This is a genomic window from Massilia orientalis (assembly GCF_030411975.2).
Classification (GTDB): domain Bacteria; phylum Pseudomonadota; class Gammaproteobacteria; order Burkholderiales; family Burkholderiaceae_D; genus Telluria; species Telluria orientalis.
Genome location: NZ_JASNRB020000027.1, coordinates 15,150 through 41,196 on the forward strand (window position 1 = coordinate 15,150; position 26,047 = coordinate 41,196).

Sequence of the window (26,047 nt, forward strand, 5' to 3'; positions counted from 1 at the left end):
TCGAACGTTTACCGGAGAATGGAAAATGGAAAAGTTCTATAAATTCCTGGCCTGTGTCCTGGGTGTCCTGACCTTGACGGCGGTATCCCAGGCATCCGCGAGCGACTTCTACCGTCAGCGCAACCTGGTATCGGACAGCGCAGCCGTACCGGCGGAGCAGCGCGATCCCAATCTCGTGAACGCCTGGGGACTGGCGTTCAATCCGTATGGCGTGGCGTGGGTCGCCGATAACCACACGGGCGTCTCGACCCTCTACAACGGCAATGGCAATCCGCAGAGTCTCGTGGTCACCATTCCCGGCCCGGGCGGCGCCACTGGCAGCCCCACGGGCACCGTGTTCTACGGCGGCCCGGGCTTCGTCGTGACCAAGAGCGGCGTATCCGGTCCCAGCCGCTTCCTGTTCGCAAGCGAGGATGGCGGCATCGCGGGGTGGGCGCCCAACGTCGACGCGACGCACGCCATCCGCGTGATCGACAACAGCGCGCACGATGCCATCTACAAGGGCATCGCCCTCAGCGGCAACGGCCGCGGCACGCTGCTGTACGCCACCGACTTCCACAACGGCAAGGTCGATGTCTACGACAGCACATTCAAGCCGGTCTACCTGCCCGGCAAGTTCCGCGATCCACGCCTGCCGGCGGGCTATGCGCCGTTCGGCATCCAGGCCGTCAACGGCGACCTCTACGTGACCTACGCGAAACAGGACGAGGAACGCGAGGATGACGTGGCCGGCCCGGGCTTCGGCTTCGTCGACGTGTTCGATCCGGACGGGCACCTGCTGCGCCGCCTCGCTTCCGGCGGCGCGCTCAACGCCCCCTGGGGCATTGCGTTGGCGCCGGCCAGCTTCGGCCGCTTCAGCAACCGCCTGCTGGTCGGGAACTTCGGCGATGGGCTGATCAATGCCTACGACCCCGCGACCGGTAAATGGCTGGGACGCCTGAAGGAGCCGCACGGCAAGGCAATCCACATCGACGGCCTGTGGGGCATCGGGTTCGGCAACGGTCTCAATGATCAACCGATCGACACGCTGTTCTTCGCCGCCGGCCCGGACGACGAAAACCACGGCCTGTACGGGCGAATCGACATGGCGCCGGGCGACGAGCACGACGATGCACCGGAAACGCAATAGACGATCGATGGCGGCACGGCGTCATCCCGAATATATGGAGAGCATTCCACAAAAGACCGCATAATCCCGACTGTGGCAACCACTGGCGGACGGCAATGAGCGATTTTTTGCCCAAGGAATGCGATATCGTGATGGAAGGCGGGGTGACCTCCGGCGTGGTCTACCCCGCGTTCGTGGCGCGGCTGGCCGAAAAGTTCACCTTGCGCTCGATCGGCGGGACGAGCGTCGGCGCCGTGGCGGCCATCGCGGCGGCGGCGGCCCAGTTCAAGCGCAACCGCGTGCGCAAGGACGGGCAAGGCGAGGACGACGGTTTTCATCTCCTGGCCCGGCTACCCGGCAGCCTGCAGGAAGCCGTCGGCGCGCACACCCGGCTGTTCTCCCTGTTCCAGCCCTGCGCCGCGCTGCGTCCGCACTTCCGCGTGATCGCGGCGGCGCTCAACGAAACGAGCAAGTCTAAGGCGTGCGGCTATTTATCCTTCGCCATGCTGTGGAATTTCCCGCTCGGTGCCGTGGTGGGCGGGGGCATGTGGCTGCTGGGCTTTTTGATCAGCAGCAGCCTGCTCGGCGGACACTGGCCAAGCGTGCCCCTCGTCGGCCTCGCCAGCGTCCTGTGGTTCGGCTTGTGCATGTTCGTGGGCGCGCTGGCCGGGGCGCTGCTGCAGGCCACGTGGTCGGCGTGGCGCGGGCTGCGCGCCAACCGCTGCGGCATCTGCTCAGGCATGCGCACGTCCGCGGACAATCCGCCCGCGCTGACGGAATGGCTGCATGGCCTCGTGCAGGACATCGCCGGCCTTCCACTCGACACGCCGCTGACGTTCGGCCTGCTGCGCACGTCCGAGCCCCCGATCGAACTGGCCCTGATGACGACGGGCCTCTCCGAATTGCGTGCACACCGCCTGCCGCATTCGAGCGCCGACCTCGTGTTCCGCGCCTCGGAAATGGCCGCCCTGTTCCCGCCCGCGATCGTCGACTGGATGACAGCGCACTCGCGCCATACGCGCCACGGCGCACGCACGGTGACCGTACTGGAACGCATGAACGCCGGTGGCGAGGATTACTACTTCATGCCCGATCCGGACGACCTGCCGCTCGTGGTGGCCGCGCGCATGAGCCTCAGTTTTCCCGTGCTGCTGCAAGCCGTGCCCCTGTACCGCCTGCGCGCGCTGCCGGTGCATGGGGACGGCGTCGACCTGCTGCGCGTCTGGTTCTCGGACGGCGGCCTGACCAGCAACTTCCCGATCCATTTTTTCGACAACATCCTCCCGACCCGTCCGACCTTCGGCGTGACCCTGCAGGACGACCTGGCCGACGACGATCCGTTCGACGCGCGCGTGTCTCTCCCGACGAACAACAACACCGGCGTGACGGCCGCGTACATGCCGGTCGACGACACCGACGGCCGCCCGTCGCTGCCGCGCTTCGCGGGCGCCATCCTGCGCACGATCCGCACGTGGCGCGACGAAGCCCTGAAGCGCACCCCGGGCTACCGCGACCGCGTCGTGCAGATCCGCCATACGAAAAAAGAGGGTGGGCTGAACCTGAACATGACGCGCGCCGCCATCGACGTGATGAGCCGCAGCGGGGAAGAGGCGGCGCGCCAGGTGATCGAGCGCTTCCTGAACCCAGTCGAAAAAGAAAACGGCTGGCTGAACCACCGCTGGGTGCGCATGCGCAGCACGGCGGCCGTCCTGCAGGAAACCTTCGCGCCCCTCTCCGAAGCCTGGCACGACGCGCGCCTGAAACCCTCGTACGAAGCGCTGTGGATGGCCCACGGCATGGACGCCTTGCCCGCCTACCAGCTCAGCAAGGCCAACCGCACGGCCGGTTTCGCGCTGTGGGAACGCATCGTCGCGCTGCCGCAGGAAGTGGCGCCGGCGGAGCTGTCCGCCCATGCGCCGCGGCCGCAGCCGGAACTCGTGATCGCGCCGCGCCTGAACTGATGGTCAGGCGTCGCGGCCGTCGAAGTGCTGCACGGGAATCGCGTCGAGATCGATGCCCTCGATGCAGCGCAGGTTGATGGCCGCCATCGGATTCCCCTTCGGATCGACTCCTTCCGCATACGGATGGATGCCGCACGTGGGACAGAAGCGGTGCTGGATGACGTGCTTGTTGAACGTGTAGGTCGCGGCCGCGTCCTCGGGCGTGTGCAGGCGGAACTGCGCACGAGGCACGAACCAGAGCAGCGATCCCTTGCGCTGGCACATCGAACAATTACAGGCGAGGGCACCCTGGATCTCGCCCTCCACTTCATACGCCACCTGGCCGCAGTGGCAGCTGCCTTGATAAATCATGTGTCGTCCCCTTCATACGTTGAAATATGGGACTCATGGTAGCGCAGGATTTTTGCAAGCGCATGTGTCGGGACGCGCACCTGACACAATCGGACATCGACCGGCGCGCGCAACCCGCTAGAGTGGCCGCATCGTCATCGACAAGGTGCAGACCATGACATCCGGTTTGATCAGGAAGCTCCTCCCGCTGGCCGCCGCCGCGCTTCTCATGCCGCTACCCGCATTTGCGCAAGGCGTGAACGTCTGCTCACTCGTCTCCTGCAGCGCCAGCGGCCGGCATGCCGCCGTGCTCGACGAACCGGCGCAACCACGCCGCCCCGCGCAGGCGGCTGCGGTGGCACGCCGTCCCGCGCAGGAAGACACAACGCGCGATCCGTGGGCACGCCGCTTTCAAGGACGGGAAAACGAAGACGAGGATGTCTGCCTGCTGAACTTCGGCATCGGCGGCCAGCTGGCCAGGAAGGGATCCATCGACAGCCACGTGCTGGGCCGCACGCAGGCATGGCGCGCGCCGGCCCGCTGAGAGTTCAATCCACGGGGTGCACGACCGTGGCGATGCGGCGGCCCGGCATCTCGTTGGCGAGGCACAGCACCGGCGCCCGGCGCACACCCGCGTAGTACGCCCCCGGCGCGAGCGCCGTCACGAACGGGACGACGCCGCAAGCGCCACTCGACGCCCCTACACGTACGATGTCCTCGCTGCCGTCGAGCTGCCGCATCGTCGTGGCCGCATATTCCATCAACTCGTACACAGGCCGCGACCGGTGACCGGTATCGGCGACGATCATCGCCACGCCATCCGCATCGGCACCTGCATCGGCGAGCGTGCGCTCGACGAGTCGCGCGAGCACGCGCTCGGCGTCGCGCCTGCGCCCGTCGGCCGGCTCCGCGACCTGCACTTCCGCGAGCGGCGCGAGCAGCGCCACCGCCTGGCCATCGGATGCTCCTGCCAGCACCGCGCTGCCCAGTAACATGCCGGCGGCGCCCTCGCCCGGCATCATCCCCTGCGGCTGCGCGGACGTGAACAAGACCTGTTCCGATGCCCAGCGCGCGACCGTTGCCTCACTCACATGCGACGCTGCCGCCACCACGAGCGTGACACCGGGCGCTGCGCCGGCCGCAGTAATGTCGGTCACAGGATCGGTGCCGCACATGGCAGCACCGATCTGGCCACGCCATCCGGCCTGCGCCGCCGCATGCCGCAGCCACGCCGCAGCGGCATCGCGCTGCCGCTCGGACCAATCCGCCGGCAGCAGCGGCAGCACCTGGAGCCCGGGCATGGCATCGTCGCGCACGGTCCACTCGATCGCGGCCCGTCCCGCGAGTTCCGCAACCACGCTGCTGGCCAGCGTCAACGCACGCCACTGCTCGTCGCTGAAGTTTGCGTCATTGCCTCCGTGCGCCGCCAGCCAGTCGGTGACGTCTTCCCGCAGCGCCTCGTCGTACGCGTCCTCGCAGCGGGCGCACAGCACGGGGAAACCGTCGTCGTCGACGAGGGCCCGGTCCAGATCCGGGCGTGCCTTGTTGTCCGCGATGGCTGCCGCCAGTTGTTCGGCCGATGCACCCTGCGGGGCGCGCAGTGCCGTCGCGAGAATCGCCAGGTGCTGCGCCTGCACCGGGCGCGTGGCGGCGCTGGCCGGGCGCGCGGGTGTGGCGGGCAGCGCGTCGGCCTGGACGGCGGTGCTGCGTTGCGCGATCCATTTGTGTCCGATGAAGCCCGCCAGCAGCAGGGCTACGGGCAGGCCGAACAGCAACAGCATCCATTCCGACGTGGCGGGTACGCGCGCACTCGCGCGCCACCAGACGATCGCGCCGCCCCAGGAGGCGACGAAGACGGCGGCGGCGAAGGCCGGCGTGATCCAGACGGGCGCTGTATCCGAGGCGGGGAGCGGTTCGGCGGTGAGAGGTGTCGACATGATGATGTGGCGTCAAAGGTTGTCGATGGTGGCCTGCTGGCCTGCGCTGAGTTCAATGAGGAATATGCAGCGCGGGCTCAAGCGGCGACAGCCAGCAGTTCCAGCTTCAGCCCCTTCATCCCCGACGGCACGTAGATCGCCATCGATTGCGCCTGCAGCATGCGCTCGTACATTTGTCCCTTGGCATCGAGGATGAAATAGCACGTGTCGGGGCGCACCGGCACGGCGGCGGGCAGTTGTGGCGCGTATTGCAGGCGCACGCCGGGCAGGGCCGACAGCACGCATTTCTCGACGTCGTCCGGCGCGCCGACCTTGAAACGCAGCGGCACGGTGTCGACGAGTTCCAGGGTCGGGATGTCGGCCGAGACGGCGACGTAGAAGGTCGTCTTGTCGTCGATCTTGCCGGAGTCGAGCATGCCGTGGTGGTACGACGGCCGCACTTCGTTCAGGACGATGGCGAAGTATTTCGACGAGATCACGGTGTCGAGCAATTCGCGGATGATCTGGAACAGCTTGGCAAAGCCGGGGCCGGGATCGGCGTGCTGGTACACCGGCAGGTCGGTCAGCGTCCAGCTTTTCGAAAACGTCATCAGCGCGCCGCCCACGCCCAGCAATTGTTCGTGCAGGCGTTCCGGGTGCAGGTCGGGATGGTGCAGGTAGTGGGACACCGATGCGCACGCGGAACTGGCGGTGTGCAATAACCAGAACGACGACATGTCGCCGGAACGGAATTCGATCACGTTGCGGCTCGGCTCGCGGTGGTGGCCATACAGCGAACTCACCTTGGCCTGCAGCGCCTCGACCAGGCGGCGCACTTGCTGGAACAGGGCGGGTGCGGCACCCACCGACAGGCTGGGCGGCAGGAAGGACGGGTCCAGCTCGAAGCCGCCGGACGGGGCGCGCCGCAGGCGCAGCACCGGAAAGCTGAGGTAGGCGTCGCGTGGCTCGAATTCCGGAACGAGACGCACGGTTTTCCTGAGGTAGGACACGGACGCCGGCGCCGCTTGCGTGTAGAGGTCGGGCGTTTCCTCATTGGTTTGCACGAAGCGGACCGTCTTGGTCGGCTGCCCCGGCTGGGCGAAATTGCCGCTGAAGGGTTTGAGGCCGGGCAGGGCGGCGTAATACGTGACGGTTTGCTGGGATTGCGGCAACTGGCTGAGGTCGACGGTGTCGGGCAATTCGTCGGCACCGGGCGCATCGACCAGTTCACCGTCCTGGAAGCGCAGCGCGAGTTCGAGGATGCGCAAGACGTTGCCGGACAGTGCCTCGCGGTCGATCTGCAGCGTTTCGATGCCCCAGGCATACGGGTGTACCGCCCGGATGCTCTTGTACAGGCGGTGTTCATGGTACTGGTCCTGGCGCTGGAAATGCTGCGGACGCAGGAGCAGCCCCTCTCCCCACAATACCTTGCTGGCCATGTTGCCGATCATCGTGCTCGTCATGCATGTCCTCCAGTCATTGACTTGTCCCAAGTCGATCACCTTAGTCCTTCGTGACGGTTTTTTTTCTGCTATGACCTGCAGTTTTGCTACTGCTCAAAGTAACCGTGGGTCATTCCCAACTGAACTATTTTTTCGCGCCTGACTGTGTGAAGATGCCGGCTTGCGCTGCCGGCATGGAGGGGTTCGATGGAAGGATTCACGCCTGGTTTTTTCGATCGTCTGCTGGGCACATCGGTGCGCGGCGCCGGTAACGCCACCGTCTCGCGCATCACCGCCGAGGATTTCAAGGATGCCGTCGCGCGCGACCTCGAGGCGTTATTGAACACGCGCTCCGTCATTCCCGAAAATTCACTGCAGGGTTTCCCCGAGTGCAGCGAGTCGCTCGTGACCTACGGCTTGACGGATTTCGCCGACCGCTCGCTGTCGAGCCCGAGCGACCGCGCTTACATCTGCGACTGCCTCGAAAAGACCATCGCCCGCCATGAACCGCGCCTGCGCAACGTGAAGGCGGTACTCGAAGTGCGCGACGAGAGTGCGGTGAACCGCCTGAAGTTTTCGATCACGGCGGTGCTCGTCGCCAGCGCATCGGAAGAACCGGTCAATTTCGACGCGCTGCTGCAGCCGTCGACCCTACAGTACAGCATCAACAAGGCGGGCAGGACGTCGCCGGCCGCGTCCGCGCGAGGCTAAGCTTGGAACAATTGCTACCGTATTACGAGCGCGAGCTCGGCTACTTGCGCCGTCACCTGCGCGAATTCGCCGAGCGCTATCCGAAGATCGCGGGCCGCCTGCTCATCAGCGGCGAAGTGTGCGAAGACCCGCACACCGAACGCATGATCGAATCGTTCGCGCTGCTGAACGCGCGTATCGCGAAGCGGCTCGACGACGACTATCCCGAATTCACGGAAGCGCTGTTCGACGTCCTGTACCCCCATTACCTGCGCCCGTTTCCCTCCTGTTCGATCGCCCACATGGATTTCGGGGGGACCGCCAACCAGCAGACGGGCATCAGCGTCCTCCCGCGCGGCACCGCGCTGACTACGCGACCCGTGCGCGGCGCCGCCTGTACGTTCCGCACCGTCTATCCCGTCACCGTCGCGCCGCTTGCGCTCACCAGGGCCGCGTTCTCCGCCATCATCGACCATCCGGAAGCCGTGCGCCTGCCGGATGGCGCGGGCTCCGGCCTGAGCCTGACGCTCACCGCCACGGCCGACCAGTTGCGCCTCGGCCGGCTGGCCCTGCCGCGCCTGCGCGTGTTCATCGATGGCGAACCGTCGTTCTGCGCGGCGTTGCGCGACACGTTGTTCATGCGGGCCGTGGGCGCGTACGTCGAGGCGGATCGCAATGGCCGCTGGTTTCCCCTGGGCGCGATCCCGATCGAGCCCGCCGGCTTCGCCGACGACGAAGCCCTGATCGATTTTCCCGCGCGTTCGCATACCGCTTACCGCCTGCTGACGGAGTACTTCTGCTTCCCCGACAAGTTCAACTTCTTCGACATCGACCTGGCCGCACTCATGGCCGCGCTGCCGACCGCGCTGGCAGCCGGCGCGACGACGGTGACGCTGCACCTGGCGCTGGCGGGCCTGCGCGCGGATTCGAACACGGCGCGCATGCTCGGCACGCTGTCGACCAATAACCTGCTGCTCGGCTGCACGCCCGTCATCAACCTGTTCCCGCAGCGCGGCGAGCCGATCCGCCTGACCCACGCGAGCGCCAGCTACCCCGTGCTGGCCGACGCGCGCCGCGCCTTCGCCTACGAAGTGCAATCCATCGAATCCGTCAACCTCGTGCGCCAGACGCCGCAGGGAGAAACCGTCGTCGAATTCCACCCGTTTTACTCGCTCAAGCACGCCCAGACGCCCGAGCAGAACGGGCATTACTGGGTGCTGCGGCGCGACGAGACGCTGGCCGAGCGCAGCCCCGGCTACGAGACGCAGATCGCCATCGTCGACATCGACTTCGATCCGGCCGCCGTCGAGACGCAAACGCTGAACATCCAACTCATCTGTAGCAACCGCGACCTGCCGGCCTCACTCTCCTATTGCCAGCTCGGCGGCGATTTGTTCCTCGAAGGCGGCTCGAGCATGAAGACGATCAACTTCCTGCGCAAGCCCACCATCACCTACCGCTTCGAGAGCGCCCGCAGCGCCCATTGGCGCCTGATCTCGCACCTGACGCTGAACCATTTGTCACTGGCAAACGGCGGCGTCGATGCCTTCCGCGAGATGCTCGCCCTGTACGACCTGCCCCGTTCGCCATCGTCGCAGCGCCAGATCGGCGGCATTGCCGGCATCGAACAACGCACCGCCAGCGCCTGGATGGCGGGCAATCCGTTCACCTGCCTCGTGCGCGGCGTGGAGGTGCGCATCCTCATTGACGAGGAAGCCTTCGTTGGCAGCGGCATCTATGCATTCGCCCACATCATCGAACGGTTTCTCGCCCTGTACGTGCACGCCAACAGCTTCACGCAACTGGTGGTGGTGTCCAATAAAACCGGAGAGGAATTATTGAAATGCCTACCGAGAAGCGGCGATTTGAGCCTGCTGTAATCGAGCGCCTGTTCAGGGAACCCTATCGTTTCGAGTACTTCCAGGCCGTGCGCATGCTCGAGCTCTGGCTCAAGCGGCACGGCAGCCCCCAGCACGACGCCATCGCGCATTACGTGCGCTTCCAGAACTCGACGTCGCTGGGATTTCCGGCCAGCCAGCTGGAAGCCATCCAGCCCGAGCCGCGCGACCTCGACCGCGGTGCGCACGCGCTCGGCAAGGCATTGCAGGAAGCAAGACTCAGCTACATCCGCGTCACCCCCTCCTTCATGGGCCTGTTGAGCGCCACCGGCGTGCTGCCGGCCCATTACACGGAGCGCATCGCCGACCACCAGCAGCGCCAGTCCGACGAAGGTCCACGCGCCCTGCTGGACACGTTCTCGAACCGCTCGCTGGCCCTGTTCTACGCAGCCTGGCGCAAATACCGTCTGCACTTCAAATATCAGCTCGACGGCCAGGACACCTTCCTGCCGCTGCTGCTGGCACTGGCAGGGCTCGGCCACGATGCGCTGCGCCGGCGCCTGACGCACCACAGGGACGGCGCGCTGCTGGACGAATCGATCGGCTATTTCGCCGCGTCGATCCGCCAGCGCCCGCCCTCGGCCGTGCAGATGGGGCGCGTGCTGTCCGAGTATTTCGACCACCCGGTGCGCATCGAGCAATTCGTCGGGGCCTGGTACGACGTGCCGTCCGCCCAGCAGACCGTCCTCGGCCACTCCACCGCCGTGCTGGGGACGAGCGCGATGGCCGGCGACCGCGTATGGCAGCGCGACCTGCGCCTGCGCGTCGTGGTGGGTCCGCTGGACCACGCGGGTTTCTCGTCGTTCCTGCCGGGTGGCCTCGCGGCGCGCGCCCTCAAAAGCCTGCTGGGCCTGCTGGCCGGCGTCACGCTCGAATACGAGGTCGAACTGATCCTGCGCGGAGAAGAGGTCCGCAGCACCGTCCTCGGCCCCGCGCCGAGCGGGAGACTGGGTTGGGATGCCTATCTCGTCACCGGACCACAGGCGGATGATCGCGACGACGTCCGCTACGCCCTGCAGCCGATCGAACAGCTGGCCTGACGGGCAAGCCTAAGGCACGACCTCGGCGGAAAACAACCGTTCCACCGGCGCAGGATCGAACAGCCCGCGTCCATCCCAGCGCGGCAGGTCGATATCCGATTGCGAGGGCACCGCCTTGCCCGCGTAGCGCGGCCCCAGCCGGGCGATCATGCCCGGGAAGGCGCGGCAATAACTCGACGCGATGCCGGCCAGCTGGGCCAGCCGCTTATACGTGATCACGCTGGCGGGCGGCAGTGTATCGAGCACGTGGACGATGCGCTCGCGCCAGTCGTCCGACCAGGCCGGAAGCGGCGCGCCCGCCACGCGGATCCGGTCGCCCGGCCGGATCTCGCCGCCGCGCAGCACGCGTGCCAGCATGCCGCGCCGTGTGCCGATGCGCGTCGACAGGCCCAGGTGGTGCGCATCCAGGTGCCCACACGCTTCGCACTGGAACATCAGCCGCAGCAGGGCGCTGTCGCCGACCTGCAGCACGGTGCCGGAGACGAGCCGCGACGTGTCGACGTCCACGAGCAGGTTCTCGCGCAGCGTGTGCGGCGGCAGCGCGAACGCGTCGTACGCGTCCGTGCCGGCCAGCAGCAGCTGGCGCGGCGACAGCGGGTCGGCGTGCACGTCGCCGTCCAGTCCCTGGAATGCGATGGCCCTCACGCCATCCACGCGCACGGGTGGCGCGGCCAGGCTGGGGCGCAGGGCCAGGGCTTCGATCCGTCCGATGTCCATGTGCGTGTCCATTCTGTGTCGGTCAGCGATGACAAAGTCTGCCACAGGTGCGGCCGGTCCGGATGGCGTACCGGACGGCCGCATCGTGACGCTCAACGATTCGCCGGATCGCGTGAACTTCCGTGCGCCCACGTGTACAAGGCGGGCAGGATCAACAGGGTCAGCGCCGTCGACGACAGGATGCCGCCGATGACGACCGTCGCCAGCGGCCGCTGCACCTCCGCGCCCGTGCTCGTCGCCAGCGCCATCGGCAAAAAGCCCAGCGAGGCGACGAGCGCCGTCATCAGCACGGCGCGCAAACGTACCTGCGCGCCTTCGCGCATGGCCTCCGACGCCGTGTGTCCCTGATCGCGCAGCGAACGCACGAACGTCAGCATCACGAGCCCGTTCAGCACGGCCACGCCGGACAGCGCGATGAAGCCGACCGCCGCCGAAATCGACAACGGCAATCCGCGCAGCCACAGCGCCAGCACGCCGCCGGTCATGGCGAACGGGATGCCGCTGAACACGAGCAGGCCATCCTTGACGCTGCCGAACATCAGGTACAGCAGCGCGAACACGAGCGCCAGCGCGGCCGGCACGACGAGCGCCAGGCGCTGGCCCGCGGCCTGCAGGTTCTCGAATTGCCCGCCGAGACTCAGCCACACGCCCGCCGGCACGTTCAACTTGTTCAAATCGGCTTGCAGCGCGGCGACGAACGACCCGAGATCGCGCCCGCGCACGTTGGCCGTGACGACGATGCGGCGCTTGCCGTTCTCGCGGCTGATCTGGTTCGCTTCCGGCACGAAGTCCAAGGTGGCGATCTCGGACAGCGGAATGCTGGCGGCCCGCCCATCGCGTGCAGGCAGCGAGATCGGCAGGCGCCGCAGCGTGTCGACATCGTTGCGCGCCCCTTCCGGCAGGCGCACCGTGATCGCGAAGCGGCGGTCGCCTTCGAACACGGTGCCCACGTCGCGGCCGCCGACCAGCGTGCCGAATGCTTCCTGCACGTCCGCCACGTTCAGGCCGTAGCGCGCGGCCTTGATGCGGTCGACGGCCAGGGTCAGCGCCGGTAAACCTTCCGTCTGCTCGATCTTGACTTCGACGGCGCCCGGCAGCCGATCGAGCACCTGCGCGATGCGCTGGGCCGTCGCGAGCATGGTCGCCGTGTCGTCGCCGAAGACTTTCACGGCCACGTCGCTGCGCACGCCCGAGATCAGCTCGTTGAAGCGCAACTGGATCGGTTGCGAGAACTCGTAGTTGTTGCCGGGGATGCGGTTGGCCGCCTCCGCGATCGCGGCCACGAGCCCGGCATGCGTCCGTCTCGGCTTCGGCCACTGGTTTTCCGGACGCAGGATCAAATAGCTGTCGGCCGCATTCGGCGGCATGGGGTCCGTCGCCACCTCGGCCGTGCCGATGCGCGCGAACACGCGTTCGATCTCGGGAAATTCGCGCAGCAGGGCGGTCTCCAACTGCTGCTGCATCGCCACCGATTGCTGCAGGCTCGTGCCGGGAATCCGCAAGGTCATCACGGCCAGGTCGCCCTCGTTCAGGTTCGGCGCGAATTCGGTGCCGAGGCGGGTCGCCAGCAAGCCTGTCAACAGCACGAAGAGCATGGCGAAGGTCAGGGCGACCGGGCGGTTGCGCAGGGTCCAGTCCAGCAGCGGCCGGTACCATTCGCGCGCCTTGTGCATCAGGCTGTTGTCGTGTTCGGCCACGTTGCTGCTGACGAACAGTGCGACGGCAGCCGGCACGAACGTCACCGACAGGATCATCGCGCCGACGAGCGCCATCACGACCGTGAGCGCCATCGGATGAAACATCTTGCCTTCGATGCCGGACAGTGCGAGCAGGGGCAGGTAGACCGTCATGATGATCACCTGGCCGAACAGCAGCGGCCGCCTCGCTTCCGCCGCGGCAAGCGCCACCTCCGTGCGGCGTTCCGCGCCCGTCAATGGCCGCCCGACCTCGGCCTGGGCGATCCCGAGCCGGCGGATGCAGTTCTCGACGATGACGACGGCGCCGTCGATGATGATGCCGAAGTCGAGCGCGCCGAGGCTCATCAGGTTGGCGCTGACGCCCGCCTGCACCATGCCCGTGAACACGAGCAGCATCGTGAGCGGGATGACGAGCGCCGTGACGAGCGCCGCGCGCAGATTGCCGAGAAAAGCGAACAGGATCGCGATGACGAGCAGCGCCCCTTCGACGAGGTTGTTGCGGACCGTGCCGATCGCCTTGTTCACCAGCACGGAGCGGTCATACACGGGCAAGGCCTGTACGCCCGGCGGCAGCGAGCGGTTGACCTCGTCCAGCTTGCGGCGCGCGCTGTCCGCGACGGCGCGGCTGTTCTGGCCGACCAGCATGAAGACGGCGCCCAGCACCACCTCGCGACCGTTCTCCGTGGCGGCGCCGGTGCGCAGTTCGCGGCCCGGTTCCACGTCGGCGACGTCGCGCACGCGCACGGGTGCGCCGTCGACGACGTCCAGCACGATGTTGCGAATCTCCTCCAGCGTTTTCACTTGTCCCGGCGTGCGCACGACGAATTGTTCGCCACCGCGCTCGATGTAGCCGGCGCCCGCGTTGACGTTGTTGCGGTCGATGGCATTTACCAATGTCGCCAGCGACAGCCCGTGCCCGGTCAGCTTCGCCATGTCCGGCGCGACCTGGTATTCCTTCAAATAGCCGCCGATCGTGTTCACTTCCGTCACGCCCGCGACGCCGCGCAGCTGCGGCGCCACGATCCAGTCCTGGATCTCGCGCAGGTCGGCCGGCGAGTAGGGCGTGCCGTCCGGCTTCAACGCGTCCGGGCGCGCTTCGACCGTCCAGTAAAAGATCTCGCCCAGGCCCGTCGCGATCGGACCCAGCGCGGGATCGGCCTGGTCCGGCAACCGGCTTTTCGCCTGTTGCAGCCGCTCGCTCACGAGCTGGCGGGCGAAATAGATGTCGGTGCCTTCCTTGAAGACGACGGTGACCTGCGACAGGCCGTAGCGCGACAGCGACCGCGTCTGCTCGAGCCTGGGCAGGCCGCTCATCGCCGACTCGATGGGGAAGGTGATGCGCTGCTCGACTTCCAGCGGAGAGTATCCCTGCGCCGCGGTGTTGATTTGCACCTGCACGTTGGTGATGTCGGGCACGGCGTCGATCGGCAGGCGCTGGTAGTTAACCACGCCCAGCCCGGCGAGGGCGAGGACGGCGAGCACGACCAGCCAGCGGCGCGCGATGGCGAATGCGATAAGTTGTTGGAACATGATCGCCTCGTCAGTCGTCGTGCTCGGCGTCGCTCTTGCCGAGGTCCGCCTTCAGCAGGAAGCTGCCGCCGGCCGCGACGACGTCTCCCGCCGCCAGCCCGCGCACGATCTCGATCCGCTTGCCGTCCGAGCGCCCGGGCACGACGTCGCGCGGCGCGAATCCGGCCTTCGTGCGGACGAACACGACGCTGTGCTCGTGGATTGTCTGGATGGCATCGCCGGAGACCGTGACCGGCACCTGCGCCTGCGGCCCCATCAGGTCGACGCTGGCCAGCATGCCCGGCCGCAGGCGCGCGTCGCGGTTCGGCAGGACGATGCGTGCCGTCGCCATGCGCGTCGTATCACCGAGGACAGGGCCGACGAAGGCGACGGTGCCGTCGATCTCGCCCGGCTGCGTGCCCACGCTGATCTTGGCCGCCATGCCCGCGCCGACCTGGCCCAGGCTGTCGGCCGGCACGGCCGCTTCGATCCACACGTGCGACAGGTCGGCGATGGTCAGCAACGGCTTCGTCTCGGCGACCGCCTGGCCCACGACGGCGGGCCTGTCGACGACGACGCCGTTCAGCGGTGCGCGCATCGTCACGCTGCTGGACACGCCGCCGCCCGCCTCGATGCCGAGGGCGGCCAGGCGCTGCGTGGCGGCCTGCGCGGCGATCTCCGCTTCCTGCATCGCCGTCGCCGCGGCTTCCAGATCCTGGCGGGCCGAGATACGCTCGTCCCACAGCGTCTTTTCGCGCTGATACGTCGTGCGGGCGAGCTGCAGGCGCTGGCGCGCGCTGGCGGCCTCGGCACGCCACTGCGCGACGGCGGGGCTCTGGATCGTCACCAGCGCCTGGCCCTTGCGTACCAGGGCGCCCGGCGCCACGAGCACGGCCTGCACGATGCCCGGCGCGGGCGCGGCCAGCGCGACGGTGCGTTCCGCGTCGGTTTTGACTTGCGCGGGCAGGTGCAGCCGTTGCCGCAAGGTGGCCGGAGCGGCCGTGTCGAGGGCGACGCCGTTGGCCTTGATCTGCGCCTCCGTCATCGCGATGCCGCGTGCGCCCGCGTCTTCCGCTGCGCCGGTTTCCGCGCCGCGGTCGTCGTGACCGTGCGCATCTTTGGTAGGGACCGCATCCTGGCGCGTAAAGAACATCAGGCCGGCAAGGAGGAGGGCGAACGCGCACATCAGCGCGATCGCCAGGGTCTGTTTCTTCGTCATGGTGTTCTCTTCAATCTTGATCGGTGCCGGCGAGGCGTTCGATGTCGGCCCAGGCGCGCCAGGCGGTTTCCAGGCTGTCCCACTGGCGCGTCTGCACCTGGAACCATGTGCGCTGCGCGTCGAGCACGTCCAGGAAGGAAAACTTCCCGTACTCGAATCCTTTCAGCGTCTGCTCGTACGCGGTCTTCGCGCCGGGCACGACGTCGTCGCGCAGCAGCCGGGCTTCCTGTTTCGCCGTTGCGTAGCGCGTGTGGGCGGCCGTCAGCGCGGCCGCCGTCTCGACCCGGGCTGCAGCCAGGTCGTCGTTCGCTGCATCGGTACGGCGCAAGGCCGCACGCAGGGCGTCCTCGTTGCGGTTGAACAGGGGCAGCGGCACGGACAGGCCGACGACGGCCTGGCGCCGGCCCGCCTGGTCATCCTTTTGCGTGCCCACGGACAGGGTGACGTCCGGCACGCGCGCCGCCCGTTCGACGTCCGCCTGCGCTTGCCGCGCCGCGAGGTGGCCGCGGGCGCGGCGGACGGCGGTGGATTCGCGGGCCAGCAAGGTCGCGATGGGGGCGGCGTCCGGCAGCCGGTCGCTGTCGTCTTCCAGCGCGAGGGTGTCCGCAGGACGGCCGACCAGCGCGGCCAGCCTTGTGCGGGCGATGGCCAGCGCGGCCGCCGCCTGGGTCAACGCGGTCGATGCGTCGACCGCGGCGAGGCGGGCCCGCGTCTCGTCGATCGGCGAGATTTTTCCGGCCGCCACGCGCTTGCCGGCCACGTCGACGGTCCGGCGCGCGAGGTCGGTCAAGGCCTGGGCAAGCGCGAGCCGGTGTCCGGCGATCAGGACGTCGTGATAGGCGGCGATGACGTCGGCCCGGATGGCCAGCCGCTGCGCCAGCCGGTCGCCGCGCGCCACGTCGGCCGCGCCCTGGGCGAGGGCGACGCGGGCCCGGCGTTTGCCGCCGAGCTCGATCGGCTGGTTGATCTGCACGGTGGTCGTGCGCGTGCCCGCCTGCTGGCCTTCGCGCAGCCAGGACAGCTCGGGATTCGGCAGGCGGCCGGCCTGGCCGACCAGCGCTTCGCTCGCCGCCACCTCATGCGCGGCCGCGCGCGCGGCGGGCTGGTCGAGGGCGAGCCGGATCGCTGTGGATAAGTCGATGGGGGCGGTATCCGCCGCGACGCGCAGGGGCTCGGCGCCGCAGCGCCATGCCAATGCGGATGCGAGGACGAGCACCGCCAGTCTTTGTCTGAATGTGTTCATGCGTGCTCCTGAAAATGGGAGCGTCGAAAAACGTGCTGCGCGTTGCCCTATCGTCGCGGACGGCGAGTCCTGCGATGCTCGCTGTACTAGCGTACAGCTGTGCTTCTCGAACGACATTGCTGCCGCTCGCGACGGTTTTTCGAGGCTCCCGATGGTCGATTCAGGCGCGCGGGGATTTGTGAGGGATCAACGCCGCGCGCGGGTCAGGCGGCGGCAGGCCATCGCGGCCGTTCGGGACGGCTCGCGGGCGGCGCTTTGAGGTAGGGCGGGAAGAAGGCGATGCTTGAAGCGTGCCGGCGCTCGGCCGGTATCACGACGAACGCCGCGGGCAGGCACGCCGTATGTCCGAACGTGCAGGCCGCGCAGTGCGGGTCGACCAGGGACGCGCCGTCGTCTTCGGCCACGAACACGGGTCCGTCCACGCCCGGCGCGACGACGCTGTGGTGGCTCACGCCGGCCGGCGTCATCGCGCAGCACTTGTCCGCCACGGCCAGGGCGACCTGGAATGGATAGACGACCAGCAGCAGGATGAGGATCAGGCGGCGCATGGCGCAATGATACCGCATTAAAAGATGGCGTTATTCATCAATGAGCGGCCTCAACCAATCACGGGAATCAGGTTGGGTTCGCAACCGATCTGCATATACCTTTATCGGGAGGGTTTATCCATACGTGGATGATTCCGGAAATAAACGATTGAACTCGCTGGAGGGTCGCCGTAATGAAAAGCGCAAATATACTTGGCGGAATTTTTTTATTGGGAACTTTATCCGCCTGTTGTAATCCACCGTTGGTATCCACAATCGACGTCCCGAAATTACCGCAGCAGGCGTCGAACTGGTGCTGGGCGGCGAGCGGCCAGATGACCATGCGTTTCCTGGGCCATGACGTCGCCCAATGCGTGGAAGCGAATAACCGTTTCGGCCTCGCGACGTGCTGCGAAAATAATTCCGGAAGCTGCAATAACGGCGGGTGGCCGGAATACGAGAAATACGGTTTTACGGCCGACCAGACCTCCGATACGGCACTCACGTTCAGCCAGATCAAATCGCAGATTTACTGCAAAAAGAAACCCGTCGCATTCAGCTGGCACTGGCTCGGCGGCGGTGGCCACATGATGGTCGTAAAAGGCTATTTCACAGTGAATGGCGTGCAATACGTGGACGTCAACGATCCCGAGCCTTATACGGATCTGAGCACGCTCGTCGGCGGCACGGAAACCATCATGACGTATGCCGATTACGTCAGCCGCGCGGGTGACCACACCCACTGGAACGACTATTACAACATCACGTACAAAGGTGACTGACATGCGCAAACTTCCTTTCGCGTTGGTCGTTGCGGTCGTCCTCTTCCTCGCCGGCTGCCAGACGAGCCAACCCCGCCCCAACCACAGCCAGGACACCGCAGCGCAGCATGGCCTGGCCACGCTCCGGCAGGTCGTCAATGCCGGCAACTATGCGTCGCTCGGTTTCGAGTCGGAGGCCGAGGTACGCCAGGCCACGCTCGGCGATCCGCTGCAGGTCTACCGGGTCCAGCTCGACGCCCTGCGTGCCTTTACCGGGAACACCGATCCGGAAACGCTGCTCGTCGACGTCCGCCGCAGCCTGTACCCCGTCAAGGTCGGCGACCGCGTGGCGACATCGATCTTCGTCACCGGATCGCGCGAAGGCTGGCGGGCGTCCGAACTGGGCAACGCGGCCGTGGCACGGCTCGTCAACCGCTATCGTCACGGCGCCGGCGATTTCGTCGTGCACGTGGCGGCGATGAAATCCTGGTTCGTCGCCGACCGGGTCGAAGGCAAGCTCATGCTGACACCCGTCATGGACGACCCGCGCACCAAGCTCCGGGCGGGAGAAACCGTGCCGGCGGACGTCGTCTTCCTGCAGCTCAAGGCGGCGTCCGAAGGCTACAACGGCTTGCCGCAATAGGCATCACCCGCCGAGCTGGCGGAACGGGTCGAAGGCCAGGTCGATGAGACGGCGCTTGCGCACGACGATTTCCGCGCTCGCCGTCATGCCGTAGCGCAGCGGGTACGACGTGTCGCCCACGGTGTAGTGATCGCGCTCGAGGGCGACGCGGCCTTCGTACACGGGCAGCCGCGTCTGCGGCGAGGCCCGGGTCGCGGGCGCGATGGTCTGCAAGGTGCCGTCGATGATGCCGTAGCGCTGGTAGGGAAAGGCGTTGAATTTCACCTGCACCGGCAAGCCTTCGCGAAGGAAGGCGCGGTCCTGTTCGGGGATCTCGATCTTCAGCAGGGGCCGCGTGTTCTTCGGCACGATGCCGCCCAGCGGGGTGTTCGCCTGAATCTTGTCGCCGGGCTGCGTGGACGTCACCTCCGTGATCACGCCGTCCACGGGCGCAAGGATGCGCAGGAAATTGTCTTTGTCGATGTTCTCGAACTGGATGCGCGCTGCCGCATCCGCCACCAGCCGCGCCGTCTGCACCTGCAGCCGCAGCTTTTCCTCGACGTTGGTCGCTTCGCGCGTCGCCGCTTCGTACTGCAGGCGCAGGCTCGCGAGCTGCTGGCCGCTCGTCTCCAGTTGCGAGCGGGCCTCGGTCGTCTCCAGGCTCTGGCGCGCGGAGAGCTCGCTCGCGCGCGATTCCGCCACGCGCACCGCGTTCTCGGCTGCCTGCAGCGCATTCTTCTTGCCCTCCACCTGCAGTTGCGAGACCCCGCCGCCGCCCGGCAGCGCGAACAGGCGCTCGTACTTGGCCGCCTCATCGCGCGCCGCATCCCGTGCCCGGCGCGCGTCGTCGAGGTTCGTGCGCGCTTCCTGCGCCTGCGCGCGCTGGCCGGCGGCGAGGCGGCTCGTGCCCTCGGCCTGGCGGCGCTCGTGCTGGCGTTCCTCCGTGTCCATCGCTTCCTTGAGCGCGGCCACCCGCTCGTCCAACAAGGCTTTCTTTTGCGGGAATTCCTTCCATTCGCGCTCCGCGTCTTCCAGTTTCAGGCGCGCCTCCAGCGCATTGCGCGCCGCCTCGATGGCGCCCCGCGCGTACAGCCGCGCCACCACGTCGCCCTTGAGCACGGGCTGCCCCTCGGCGATATAGATGTTGGCCAGTTCGCCGTCGATGGGCGCATACAGCCGGCGCACCTCGGACGCCGGCACCAGCGTGCCCGGCGCCATCACGAGCACGTCCGCGCGGCCGAAGAACGACCACGCCAGGCCGGCCAGCACCAGCGCCACCATCACGTAGATGGCCAGGTGCGTGAAGCGCGCCGGCGTGGCCGTCAGGATGCCGATGCCCTCGTCGCTGTGGTCTTCCAGCGCGCCGATCAGCGGGCGCAGGGGTTTGTCACTCGTTGCCATCGCCGCCTCCTGTCAGGGCCAGCTTGCGCAGGTCGCTCGCCGCCTGCGCATACGTGTCGCGGAATGCCGGGACGTACGCCGAGATCGTCGCGAACGCGCGCTGGTGCGCCGGCTGCTCGTCCTGCCACTGGCGCACCATCCGGCTCAGGCGCGCGCCGTCGGCCGCGTCACGCACGGGGGCCGCCGCGCCGCCGCGCGCATGGACGAACCGTTCCACGTCGCCGACCCAGGCGATTTCCGCCACGAGCACCCTGGCATCCGCATTGTGGGTGCCCAGGCGCCGCATGCGCGCCTCGGCCTGCACGGTGCGATCGAAGCGGCGCGCCTTCAGGTCCGCCATCCACTGCGGCAGTTCCGCTTTCAGCAGGGCTTCCGTGCCCAGCGCCTTCATGTCCGCATTGTCCGGGTCGCGCGCGAGACGGTCGTCGGCGAGGCGGGCCGCGGTCGCAAAATCGCCGCTGTCGACGAGGCCCTGCAACGCGCGCTCCGGCGCGCCGGCCAGCTGGAACAGCAGGATGAGCGCCACCACCAGCGCTCCCGCCATGGCCAGCCAGCGGCGCAGGCGCGCGGGGTCGGTGTCGCCGGCGGCGCCCATTGCGTCCAGCAGGGCGGCCGTCATCAGGGCGGCCTTGCCGCGCCGCATGTCGCTCTTGCTGTGCGCCGGTTCCGCGGCGGCGGGGTTCACCTCGTCTTCCTGCGCGCCGGGCTGCTCGTCGGCGCAAAAGATGTCGAGGAAGGAGCCGGCCGACGCGACGAACGTCGTGTGGTCCGCATCCATCGCCGCGGGGCAGGCCGCCGGCGGCAACGACACCCGCGTGACGGTCGGCTCGGGCCCGGCCTGTTCCCATTGCAGGCGCACGCGGTAGACGAAGTGATGTCCGCCGAACGCGAGCACGTCGCCGTCCTCCAGCGCATGGGCGTGCTCGTCGAGCCGCACTGCGCCGATGAACGTGCCGTTCGTGCTGCCCAGGTCTTCCACGTACGGCACGCCCGCCTTGAGGAAGATGTGCGCGTGGCGGCGCGACAGATAGCCGACCTGGTGCGGTTCCTTCTCCTTGTAGCGCGCGAACGTGTCGTCCACCTTGCTGATCAGGAAGGGAAAGCTGGTGATGACGATGGCTTCCAGTCCGAGGTCGGCACGCTCCGGTTCCAGCGTAAGGCTCGCGAGCCGGGCGGCCGGCGCCGCTGCCGGCGTAGACGCCTGCAGCCGCACCCGGTACGCGAGCACGCGCGCCAGGCCGACCTCGTCGCCGTCGTGCAGCCGCACGATGCCGTGTCGCACGGCGACACCGTTGATGGTGGTGCCGTTCTTGCTGCCCAGGTCGGCGATATACGCGTCGCCACCCTCGACGAAGACGCGCGCATGGCGGCGCGACAAATCGGCCACGATCTCGGGCGGATACGCGGCGAACGGCGGCTCGGTGCGGCCGATGGCGAACAGGCCGTCGTCGATGGCGAGCGGACCGAGCTCGGGATGGTTCAGCGGTTCGAGCACGATGCCGACGCGTTGAAGAGGCGGTGCCTGCATCTTGCCGACCAGGACTTCGTCAGGCGCCATCGGAGCGTCTTTCAATGCTGCGCCGCATCGGCCACCTCCACCGGCGGCCAGCCGCCGCCCAGCGCCTTGTACAGCGTCACCGTATCGGACAGGACCTGCTGCTGGTTGGCGAGCAGCGCCAGCTGGGCCCCGAGCAGGGTGCGCTCGGTCTCGAACACTTCCAGCTGCGACGCCACGCCCTCCTTGCGCTGCGCATCCGTCGTGCTGGCCACGAGCCGCAACTGGTCGACCTGCTGCTGCAATTCTCCCCGCTGCTTCTTGTGCGCCTCCAGGTTGACGAGCGCGTTTTCCACGTCTTCGAACGCGGCCATGACGGTCTGGCGATACGCCTGCTCCGCCACCTTCGTCTGCGCCTCGCTCGTGCGCACGCGCGCCTTCACGCCCGGGTCGAGAATCGGGAAATTAATGCTGGGCAGCAGCCCGAACGTGAACGATTTCAGCAAGGTCGACAGCGCGAAGCTGGACGTGCCGCCGCGCCCCGTCAGACTGATCGACGGCAGTTGCGCCAGCTTGGCCTGCCCCGTCAGGTCGTACGCTTCCAGCACGCGGTATTCGGCCGCGACGACGTCGGGCCGGCGTTTCAATAATTGCGACGGCAGGCCGCCCGGCACCTCGGGCACGCGTACCCGCTCCTGCAGGCGGCCGGCAGGCATCTGGAAGTCGCCGGCTGGTACGCCGATCAAGGTCGCCAGCGCATTGCCGGCCAGTGCGCGCAGGCGCTGTAATTCGATCAGCTCCGTACTCAGGCGGTTGACCTCGGCCGATTGCTGCAGCACACGCGTGTGCGGGATGAGGCCGTTCTGCTCCATCGCCTGGTACGTGGTGAGAATGTCGCGGTTGCGGGCCAGCGTCTGGCGCTGCTGGTCGATCTGTTCGTCGAATTGCAGGATCTGGAAATACGTCGTCGACACGTCCGACACGAGTTTCAGATAACCCGCGCGCCACTCGGCCTCGGTGGCGGAAAACTCGGCCTTCTGCGCCTGCACCCCCTTCTCGACCTTGCCCCAGATGTCGATGTCCCAGTTGGTCTGCGTGGCCAGGTTGAACTGCTTCGTGAACGGTTGACCCGTGACCTTCTGGAAGCTCGCGCCCGCACCCGCGTCGAGCGTGGGCAGCGCGCCGGCCCGCGCCTCTCCGATCTGCGCGTTGGCCACGCCGATGCGCGCGGCGAGCACCGCCAGGTCGAAATTGCCAGCGAGCGCGCGGCTGACGAGCTGGTCGAGGTAGGGATCGCGGAATTCGTGCCACCAGTCCGGCACGATCAGCTCCGTCTTGGACAGCGGCAAGCTGGCCGAGTTCGCCCACGCCGCCTTGGCCGGCACGGACGGCCGCGCGTACGGGCGCATGCCGACGTCGGCGCAGGCGGCGAGCAGCAGGGCGGCAACCAGGCAAAGGAGACGGCCGGTCATGGCGCCATCCATGCTCGGGCGTCGACGAACACCTGGAACAGGCGCGCATCGATATGCCCCGCGTCGCATTCCTCGTGCATCAGGTCCAGCGCCTGTTCCACGGGCACCGCCTTCTTGTACGGCCGGTCACCGGCCGTGAGCGCATCGTAGATGTCGCAGATCGTCAGGATGCGCGTCTGGATGCTGATCTGCGGCCCGCGCAGGCCCGACGGATAGCCGGACCCGTCCAGCTTCTCGTGGTGGCCGTGCGCGATCGCGGGCACGCCGGCCAGGTCTCTCGTCCACGGGATCAGGACGAGGAACGAATACGAATCCACCACGTGTTCCTCGATCTGGCGCCGCTCGTCCGTCGTCAGGCAGCCTTTCGCCAGGCTCAGCGCCGCCACCTCGTGGTCTTCCAGCAGCGCGAGCGGATGGCCGTCCGGGTCGTGGCAGCCGTAGTGGACGATGTCGCGCAAATCGGGCAGGGTGCTGCTGCGCGAGATGGCGGGCTCGTTGGCGCTGCGGATCGTGGCCAGGAAGCCGTCGAGCCGCGCCGCTTCCTCGGCCAGGCGCGCATCGGCGGACTCCTTTTCGACCCGGAACGTCGCCGCGCTCCAGCCCTCGTCGATGTGGCGCTGCGCGAGCGTGTGATAGGCCTGGCGCTCCAGGCAGGCGCGTGCGTACAGGAAGCGCTGCTCCAGCAGGCGCATGTCGGCATGGTGCAGCTTTTTCTCCTTGCGCAGCACGTGCTCGCGCACACCGACCTTGCCGAAGTCGTGCAACAGCGCGGCATAGCGGATCTCGCGCAACTGTTCGCGCGTAAAGGCAATACGGCGCACGTCCGGATCCTGCGCGCGGTCGAGCGCCATGGCGAGGCGCTCGGCATAGCCCGCCACGCGGAACGAGTGGCCGGCCGTGACGGGATCGCGCTCCTCGATCGCCTGCACGGACGCGCGCACGAAGCCGTCGAGCAGGCGTTCGATGTCGGAATACAGCTGGAAATTCTTGAGCGCGACGGCCGTTTCCGCGCACACGCCCGTCAGCAGTTCGAGATCGGCCTCCTGGAACGCGCGCGGGTCGGACGAGCTGTCGACCTGGATCAGCCCCAGCACTTCCTCGCCCACGATCAGCGGCGCGCACATGACGCTGCGGATCGCCTGGGCGACGATCGAATCCTGCGCGGCGAAGTGGCGGTCGGCCAAGGTATCGACGGACAGGATCGCGCGCTTCCTGCCGAGCACTTCGCCGACGATCGTGTGCGACAGGCGCGCCTGCCTCGGATCCTCGACCATGCCGTTGCGCCGCCGCGCCGCCACCGGTACGGGCGGGTCGCGTTCGTTCTGGCGCAGCAGGATGAACGCGCGCTCGGCCAGCGGGAACAGGTCGAAGATGAAATTCATGATCTTTTCCGTCAGCGTCGCGCGGTCGGTGACGGCGCCGAGCGCAATGCTGACCTGGGCCATCGCATGCAGTTTCAGCACCGATTTCTCGAGCTCGCCGCGGGGCGCATCGCGCGGGCCGGCCGCCGGCACGTACTGGGTGACGTCGACCGACTTCCTGATCACCGTCGGCATGCTGGCCGCGCCGGGTGCGACCAGCGAGCGGAACACGAGCTGGGCGGAGGCGAGCGCCAGTTCGTCGCCGTCGCCCAGCACGTGCCACGACCCGGGCTGCAGCCGCGCGCCGTTGACGAACGTCCCGTTCGACGAGTGCAGGTCCTCGACCGACCAGGCGTCCCCGCGGCGCCGCACGCGCGCGTGGCGGCGGCTGATCGTGTGCAGCGGGATGCAGATGAACTGGTCGGATGCGAGCGCATCCTGGCGATCGCGGCCGATCACGACCTCGTCGTGCAGCGGAAACAGGCGCGGCCGGACGTCGCGCCCGCCCAGCAGCTCGAGATACGCGCTGACGCCGCCTTCCACGGGCGGTGCTGCATAGGGTTCCTGTGCCGGTTCGATCGCCATGTCGTCCTCGCCTTGAGACCTGTAAGACAGTGACGCCGCGCTACAGTTCGCGATTATTTCACCGCTCATTTGACTGTAATTGTGATTTTTTTGGACTGGACCGAAGGGTCGAACGTGACGTGCTGGTCGTCGCCCATGACGAGCTGCAGCGTATGCCTGCCGGGCGGCAGCTCGATCGTTGTCTCCGTTTCTCCGGCGCCGAAGTGCAGGTGGTTGCGGTCGTTCGGGATCTCCACGCCGGGTCCGGGCGCGTCCGTGTCGACCAGCAGGTGGTGGTGGCCCGTATTCGGAAATTTCACGCCTTTCGGCGCCACGCCCATGTTGCGCAGGCCGAACCAGACGCGGATCGGCTTGCCGGATGCGACCACCTGGCCGTCGTTGGGCCAGCCGATGTACAGGTAGGCGTTGGGCGGCGCCGGCGTCGGCTCGGCGGCAGGAAGTGAAACGGCGGCGGCGAGAAGGGCGGCTGCCAGTCGTATGCGCATGGGGGCTCCTGTTTCACTTGACCGTGACCGTAATCTTTTTCGAGTAGACCGGCGGATCGTGCGGAATATGATCCTTGTCGGCCAACAGCAGCTGCAGCGTATGCGAACCCGGCGGCAGTTCTATTCTCGCCTCCGTTTCGCCGGCGCCGAAGTGCAGGTGGTTGCGGTCGTTCGGCACGGCCTGGTCCATGTTCTCGGGCAGGTCGGTGTCGATCAGCAGGTGGTGGTGGCCCGTCTTCGCGATGTCCGTGCCCTTGGGCGCAACGCCCATGTTGCGCAAGCCCATCCGCACCCAGAACGCGTGACGGACGACCATGCCGTCGCTGGGCCAGATGAAATACACCTGCGCGTTCTCGGGCGACGGCGTGCGTGCGAGCACGGGCAGGGCCTGCAATACCACCGCGCTCAGTATCAAGGCAATTGTTTTGCGCATCGTCCTCTCCTGCCCGCCGTGCGGGCCGCTGTTCCGGCAGCATCCGTCAACCGGGATGCATGGCACCTGTGCCAGAACAAACGTGCGGCCGGCACAATCGCGGCGGCCAGTGGTCTAAGCGGTTTCCTGACACTT

The 26,047-nt window shown here is 67.5% G+C and carries 22 protein-coding genes; 8 read left to right on the forward strand and 14 right to left on the reverse strand.

What is annotated here, in order from left to right; genetic code table 11:
- Window positions 1-25 precede the first annotated feature (25 nt).
- Together QPK29_RS28995 and QPK29_RS29000 are read left to right on the forward strand one after the other, a co-directional pair.
- Window positions 26-1,129: a TIGR03118 family protein gene (locus tag QPK29_RS28995; RefSeq protein WP_371771948.1), complete on the forward strand. Its 1,104-nt coding sequence runs from the start codon at window positions 26-28 to the stop codon at window positions 1,127-1,129.
- A gap of 95 nt (window positions 1,130-1,224) precedes the next feature.
- Window positions 1,225-3,069, forward strand: coding sequence for a patatin-like phospholipase domain-containing protein (locus QPK29_RS29000; protein WP_371771947.1), 1,845 nt, complete (start codon window positions 1,225-1,227; stop codon window positions 3,067-3,069).
- Window positions 3,070-3,072: 3 nt separating this feature from the next.
- On the opposite strand, the gene QPK29_RS29005 is transcribed toward QPK29_RS29000, so the two are convergent.
- Window positions 3,073-3,420 carry a GFA family protein gene (locus QPK29_RS29005; protein WP_371771946.1) on the reverse strand — a complete coding sequence of 116 codons (348 nt, stop codon included), beginning with the start codon at window positions 3,418-3,420 and terminating at the stop codon, window positions 3,073-3,075.
- A gap of 154 nt (window positions 3,421-3,574) precedes the next feature.
- Here QPK29_RS29005 and QPK29_RS29010 point away from each other — a divergent pair, with 154 nt between their 5' ends.
- Complete coding sequence (locus tag QPK29_RS29010; RefSeq protein WP_371771945.1) at window positions 3,575-3,943, forward strand: hypothetical protein; 369 nt, start codon at window positions 3,575-3,577, stop codon at window positions 3,941-3,943.
- Between the two features lie 4 nt (window positions 3,944-3,947).
- On the opposite strand, the gene QPK29_RS29015 is transcribed toward QPK29_RS29010, so the two are convergent.
- Window positions 3,948-5,336 (reverse strand): hypothetical protein, encoded by a 1,389-nt coding sequence (locus tag QPK29_RS29015; RefSeq protein WP_371771944.1) that lies wholly within the window; start codon window positions 5,334-5,336, stop codon window positions 3,948-3,950.
- A gap of 77 nt (window positions 5,337-5,413) precedes the next feature.
- A complete protein-coding gene (gene tssK / locus QPK29_RS29020) occupies window positions 5,414-6,754 on the reverse strand; it encodes a type VI secretion system baseplate subunit TssK (RefSeq protein ID WP_371771965.1) in 1,341 nt (446 codons plus the stop codon).
- Window positions 6,755-6,964: 210 nt separating this feature from the next.
- Between tssK and tssE the strand changes: the two genes are divergently transcribed.
- Genes tssE through tssG form a run of 3 tightly spaced genes read left to right on the forward strand, consistent with a single transcriptional unit; the run spans window position 6,965 to window position 10,385 of the window.
- Complete coding sequence (gene tssE / locus QPK29_RS29025; RefSeq protein WP_371763087.1) at window positions 6,965-7,468, forward strand: type VI secretion system baseplate subunit TssE; 504 nt, start codon at window positions 6,965-6,967, stop codon at window positions 7,466-7,468.
- Between the two features lie 2 nt (window positions 7,469-7,470).
- Window positions 7,471-9,327, forward strand: a complete 1,857-nt coding sequence (tssF, locus tag QPK29_RS29030; RefSeq protein ID WP_371771943.1) for a type VI secretion system baseplate subunit TssF — start codon at window positions 7,471-7,473, stop codon at window positions 9,325-9,327.
- Window positions 9,291-10,385: a type VI secretion system baseplate subunit TssG gene (gene tssG / locus QPK29_RS29035; protein WP_371771942.1), complete on the forward strand. Its 1,095-nt coding sequence runs from the start codon at window positions 9,291-9,293 to the stop codon at window positions 10,383-10,385. The genes tssF and tssG overlap by 37 nt, the downstream gene beginning before the upstream one ends.
- A gap of 9 nt (window positions 10,386-10,394) precedes the next feature.
- Here the strand turns inward: tssG and QPK29_RS29040 are convergent, their stop codons facing one another.
- The 5 genes from QPK29_RS29040 to QPK29_RS29060 form a co-directional block, all read right to left on the reverse strand.
- Window positions 10,395-11,102, reverse strand: coding sequence for an MOSC domain-containing protein (locus tag QPK29_RS29040; RefSeq protein WP_082577638.1), 708 nt, complete (start codon window positions 11,100-11,102; stop codon window positions 10,395-10,397).
- Between the two features lie 92 nt (window positions 11,103-11,194).
- Complete coding sequence (locus QPK29_RS29045; protein ID WP_371771941.1) at window positions 11,195-14,329, reverse strand: efflux RND transporter permease subunit; 3,135 nt, start codon at window positions 14,327-14,329, stop codon at window positions 11,195-11,197.
- 10 nt (window positions 14,330-14,339) lie between these two features.
- Entirely contained in the window at window positions 14,340-15,527 is a 1,188-nt protein-coding gene (locus QPK29_RS29050; RefSeq protein ID WP_371771940.1) for an efflux RND transporter periplasmic adaptor subunit, read from the reverse strand.
- Between the two features lie 10 nt (window positions 15,528-15,537).
- On the reverse strand, window positions 15,538-16,770 hold the full coding sequence (locus tag QPK29_RS29055; protein ID WP_371771939.1) for a TolC family protein: 1,233 nt from the start codon (window positions 16,768-16,770) through the stop codon (window positions 15,538-15,540).
- A 203-nt stretch (window positions 16,771-16,973) separates the two neighbouring features.
- Window positions 16,974-17,318: a hypothetical protein gene (locus QPK29_RS29060; protein WP_371771938.1), complete on the reverse strand. Its 345-nt coding sequence runs from the start codon at window positions 17,316-17,318 to the stop codon at window positions 16,974-16,976.
- 173 nt (window positions 17,319-17,491) lie between these two features.
- On the opposite strand from QPK29_RS29060, the gene QPK29_RS29065 reads away from it, so the two are divergent.
- Together QPK29_RS29065 and QPK29_RS29070 are read left to right on the forward strand one after the other, a co-directional pair.
- Entirely contained in the window at window positions 17,492-18,079 is a 588-nt protein-coding gene (locus tag QPK29_RS29065; RefSeq protein ID WP_371771937.1) for a papain-like cysteine protease family protein, read from the forward strand.
- 1 nt (window position 18,080) lies between these two features.
- Window positions 18,081-18,701, forward strand: a complete 621-nt coding sequence (locus QPK29_RS29070) for a hypothetical protein (protein ID WP_371771936.1) — start codon at window positions 18,081-18,083, stop codon at window positions 18,699-18,701.
- A 3-nt stretch (window positions 18,702-18,704) separates the two neighbouring features.
- Here QPK29_RS29070 and QPK29_RS29075 read toward each other — a convergent pair whose 3' ends face one another.
- The 6 genes from QPK29_RS29075 to QPK29_RS29100 all read right to left on the reverse strand — a co-directional run bounded on the left by QPK29_RS29075 (window position 18,705) and on the right by QPK29_RS29100 (window position 25,912).
- Entirely contained in the window at window positions 18,705-20,081 is a 1,377-nt protein-coding gene (locus tag QPK29_RS29075; protein WP_371771935.1) for an HlyD family efflux transporter periplasmic adaptor subunit, read from the reverse strand.
- Window positions 20,068-21,639, reverse strand: a complete 1,572-nt coding sequence (locus QPK29_RS29080) for an FHA domain-containing protein (RefSeq protein ID WP_371771934.1) — start codon at window positions 21,637-21,639, stop codon at window positions 20,068-20,070. Before QPK29_RS29080 ends, QPK29_RS29075 begins: the two co-directional genes overlap by 14 nt.
- 11 nt (window positions 21,640-21,650) lie before the next feature.
- Entirely contained in the window at window positions 21,651-23,048 is a 1,398-nt protein-coding gene (locus QPK29_RS29085; protein ID WP_371771933.1) for an efflux transporter outer membrane subunit, read from the reverse strand.
- A complete protein-coding gene (locus QPK29_RS29090) occupies window positions 23,045-24,994 on the reverse strand; it encodes an HD domain-containing phosphohydrolase (RefSeq protein ID WP_371771932.1) in 1,950 nt (649 codons plus the stop codon). The genes QPK29_RS29085 and QPK29_RS29090 overlap by 4 nt, the downstream gene beginning before the upstream one ends.
- Window positions 24,995-25,059: 65 nt before the next feature.
- Entirely contained in the window at window positions 25,060-25,479 is a 420-nt protein-coding gene (locus QPK29_RS29095; protein WP_371771931.1) for a DUF4399 domain-containing protein, read from the reverse strand.
- Window positions 25,480-25,492: 13 nt separating this feature from the next.
- A complete protein-coding gene (locus QPK29_RS29100; protein ID WP_371771930.1) occupies window positions 25,493-25,912 on the reverse strand; it encodes a DUF4399 domain-containing protein in 420 nt (139 codons plus the stop codon).
- Window positions 25,913-26,047 lie beyond the last annotated feature (135 nt).

Excerpts from the sequence above, each read along its gene's own strand:
- QPK29_RS29095 (WP_371771931.1), bottom strand. The coding sequence starts at position 25,479 with ATGCGCATACGACTGGCAGCCGCCCTTCTCGCCGCCGCCGTTTCACTT.
- tssE (WP_371763087.1), top strand. The coding sequence starts at position 6,965 with ATGGAAGGATTCACGCCTGGTTTTTTCGATCGTCTGCTGGGCACATCG.
- QPK29_RS29055 (WP_371771939.1), bottom strand. The coding sequence starts at position 16,770 with ATGAACACATTCAGACAAAGACTGGCGGTGCTCGTCCTCGCATCCGCA.
- QPK29_RS29040 (WP_082577638.1), bottom strand. The coding sequence starts at position 11,102 with ATGGACATCGGACGGATCGAAGCCCTGGCCCTGCGCCCCAGCCTGGCC.
- QPK29_RS29070 (WP_371771936.1), top strand. The coding sequence starts at position 18,081 with ATGCGCAAACTTCCTTTCGCGTTGGTCGTTGCGGTCGTCCTCTTCCTC.
- QPK29_RS29080 (WP_371771934.1), bottom strand. The coding sequence starts at position 21,639 with ATGGCGCCTGACGAAGTCCTGGTCGGCAAGATGCAGGCACCGCCTCTT.
- QPK29_RS29010 (WP_371771945.1), top strand. The coding sequence starts at position 3,575 with ATGACATCCGGTTTGATCAGGAAGCTCCTCCCGCTGGCCGCCGCCGCG.
- QPK29_RS29085 (WP_371771933.1), bottom strand. The coding sequence starts at position 23,048 with ATGACCGGCCGTCTCCTTTGCCTGGTTGCCGCCCTGCTGCTCGCCGCC.
- tssG (WP_371771942.1), top strand. The coding sequence starts at position 9,291 with ATGCCTACCGAGAAGCGGCGATTTGAGCCTGCTGTAATCGAGCGCCTG.
- QPK29_RS29060 (WP_371771938.1), bottom strand. The coding sequence starts at position 17,318 with ATGCGCCGCCTGATCCTCATCCTGCTGCTGGTCGTCTATCCATTCCAG.
- QPK29_RS29100 (WP_371771930.1), bottom strand. The coding sequence starts at position 25,912 with ATGCGCAAAACAATTGCCTTGATACTGAGCGCGGTGGTATTGCAGGCC.
- QPK29_RS29000 (WP_371771947.1), top strand. The coding sequence starts at position 1,225 with ATGAGCGATTTTTTGCCCAAGGAATGCGATATCGTGATGGAAGGCGGG.
- QPK29_RS29065 (WP_371771937.1), top strand. The coding sequence starts at position 17,492 with ATGAAAAGCGCAAATATACTTGGCGGAATTTTTTTATTGGGAACTTTA.
- QPK29_RS29005 (WP_371771946.1), bottom strand. The coding sequence starts at position 3,420 with ATGATTTATCAAGGCAGCTGCCACTGCGGCCAGGTGGCGTATGAAGTG.
- QPK29_RS29045 (WP_371771941.1), bottom strand. The coding sequence starts at position 14,329 with ATGTTCCAACAACTTATCGCATTCGCCATCGCGCGCCGCTGGCTGGTC.
- tssK (WP_371771965.1), bottom strand. The coding sequence starts at position 6,754 with ATGGCCAGCAAGGTATTGTGGGGAGAGGGGCTGCTCCTGCGTCCGCAG.
- QPK29_RS29015 (WP_371771944.1), bottom strand. The coding sequence starts at position 5,336 with ATGTCGACACCTCTCACCGCCGAACCGCTCCCCGCCTCGGATACAGCG.
- QPK29_RS29075 (WP_371771935.1), bottom strand. The coding sequence starts at position 20,081 with ATGGCAACGAGTGACAAACCCCTGCGCCCGCTGATCGGCGCGCTGGAA.
- QPK29_RS29050 (WP_371771940.1), bottom strand. The coding sequence starts at position 15,527 with ATGACGAAGAAACAGACCCTGGCGATCGCGCTGATGTGCGCGTTCGCC.
- QPK29_RS29090 (WP_371771932.1), bottom strand. The coding sequence starts at position 24,994 with ATGGCGATCGAACCGGCACAGGAACCCTATGCAGCACCGCCCGTGGAA.
- QPK29_RS28995 (WP_371771948.1), top strand. The coding sequence starts at position 26 with ATGGAAAAGTTCTATAAATTCCTGGCCTGTGTCCTGGGTGTCCTGACC.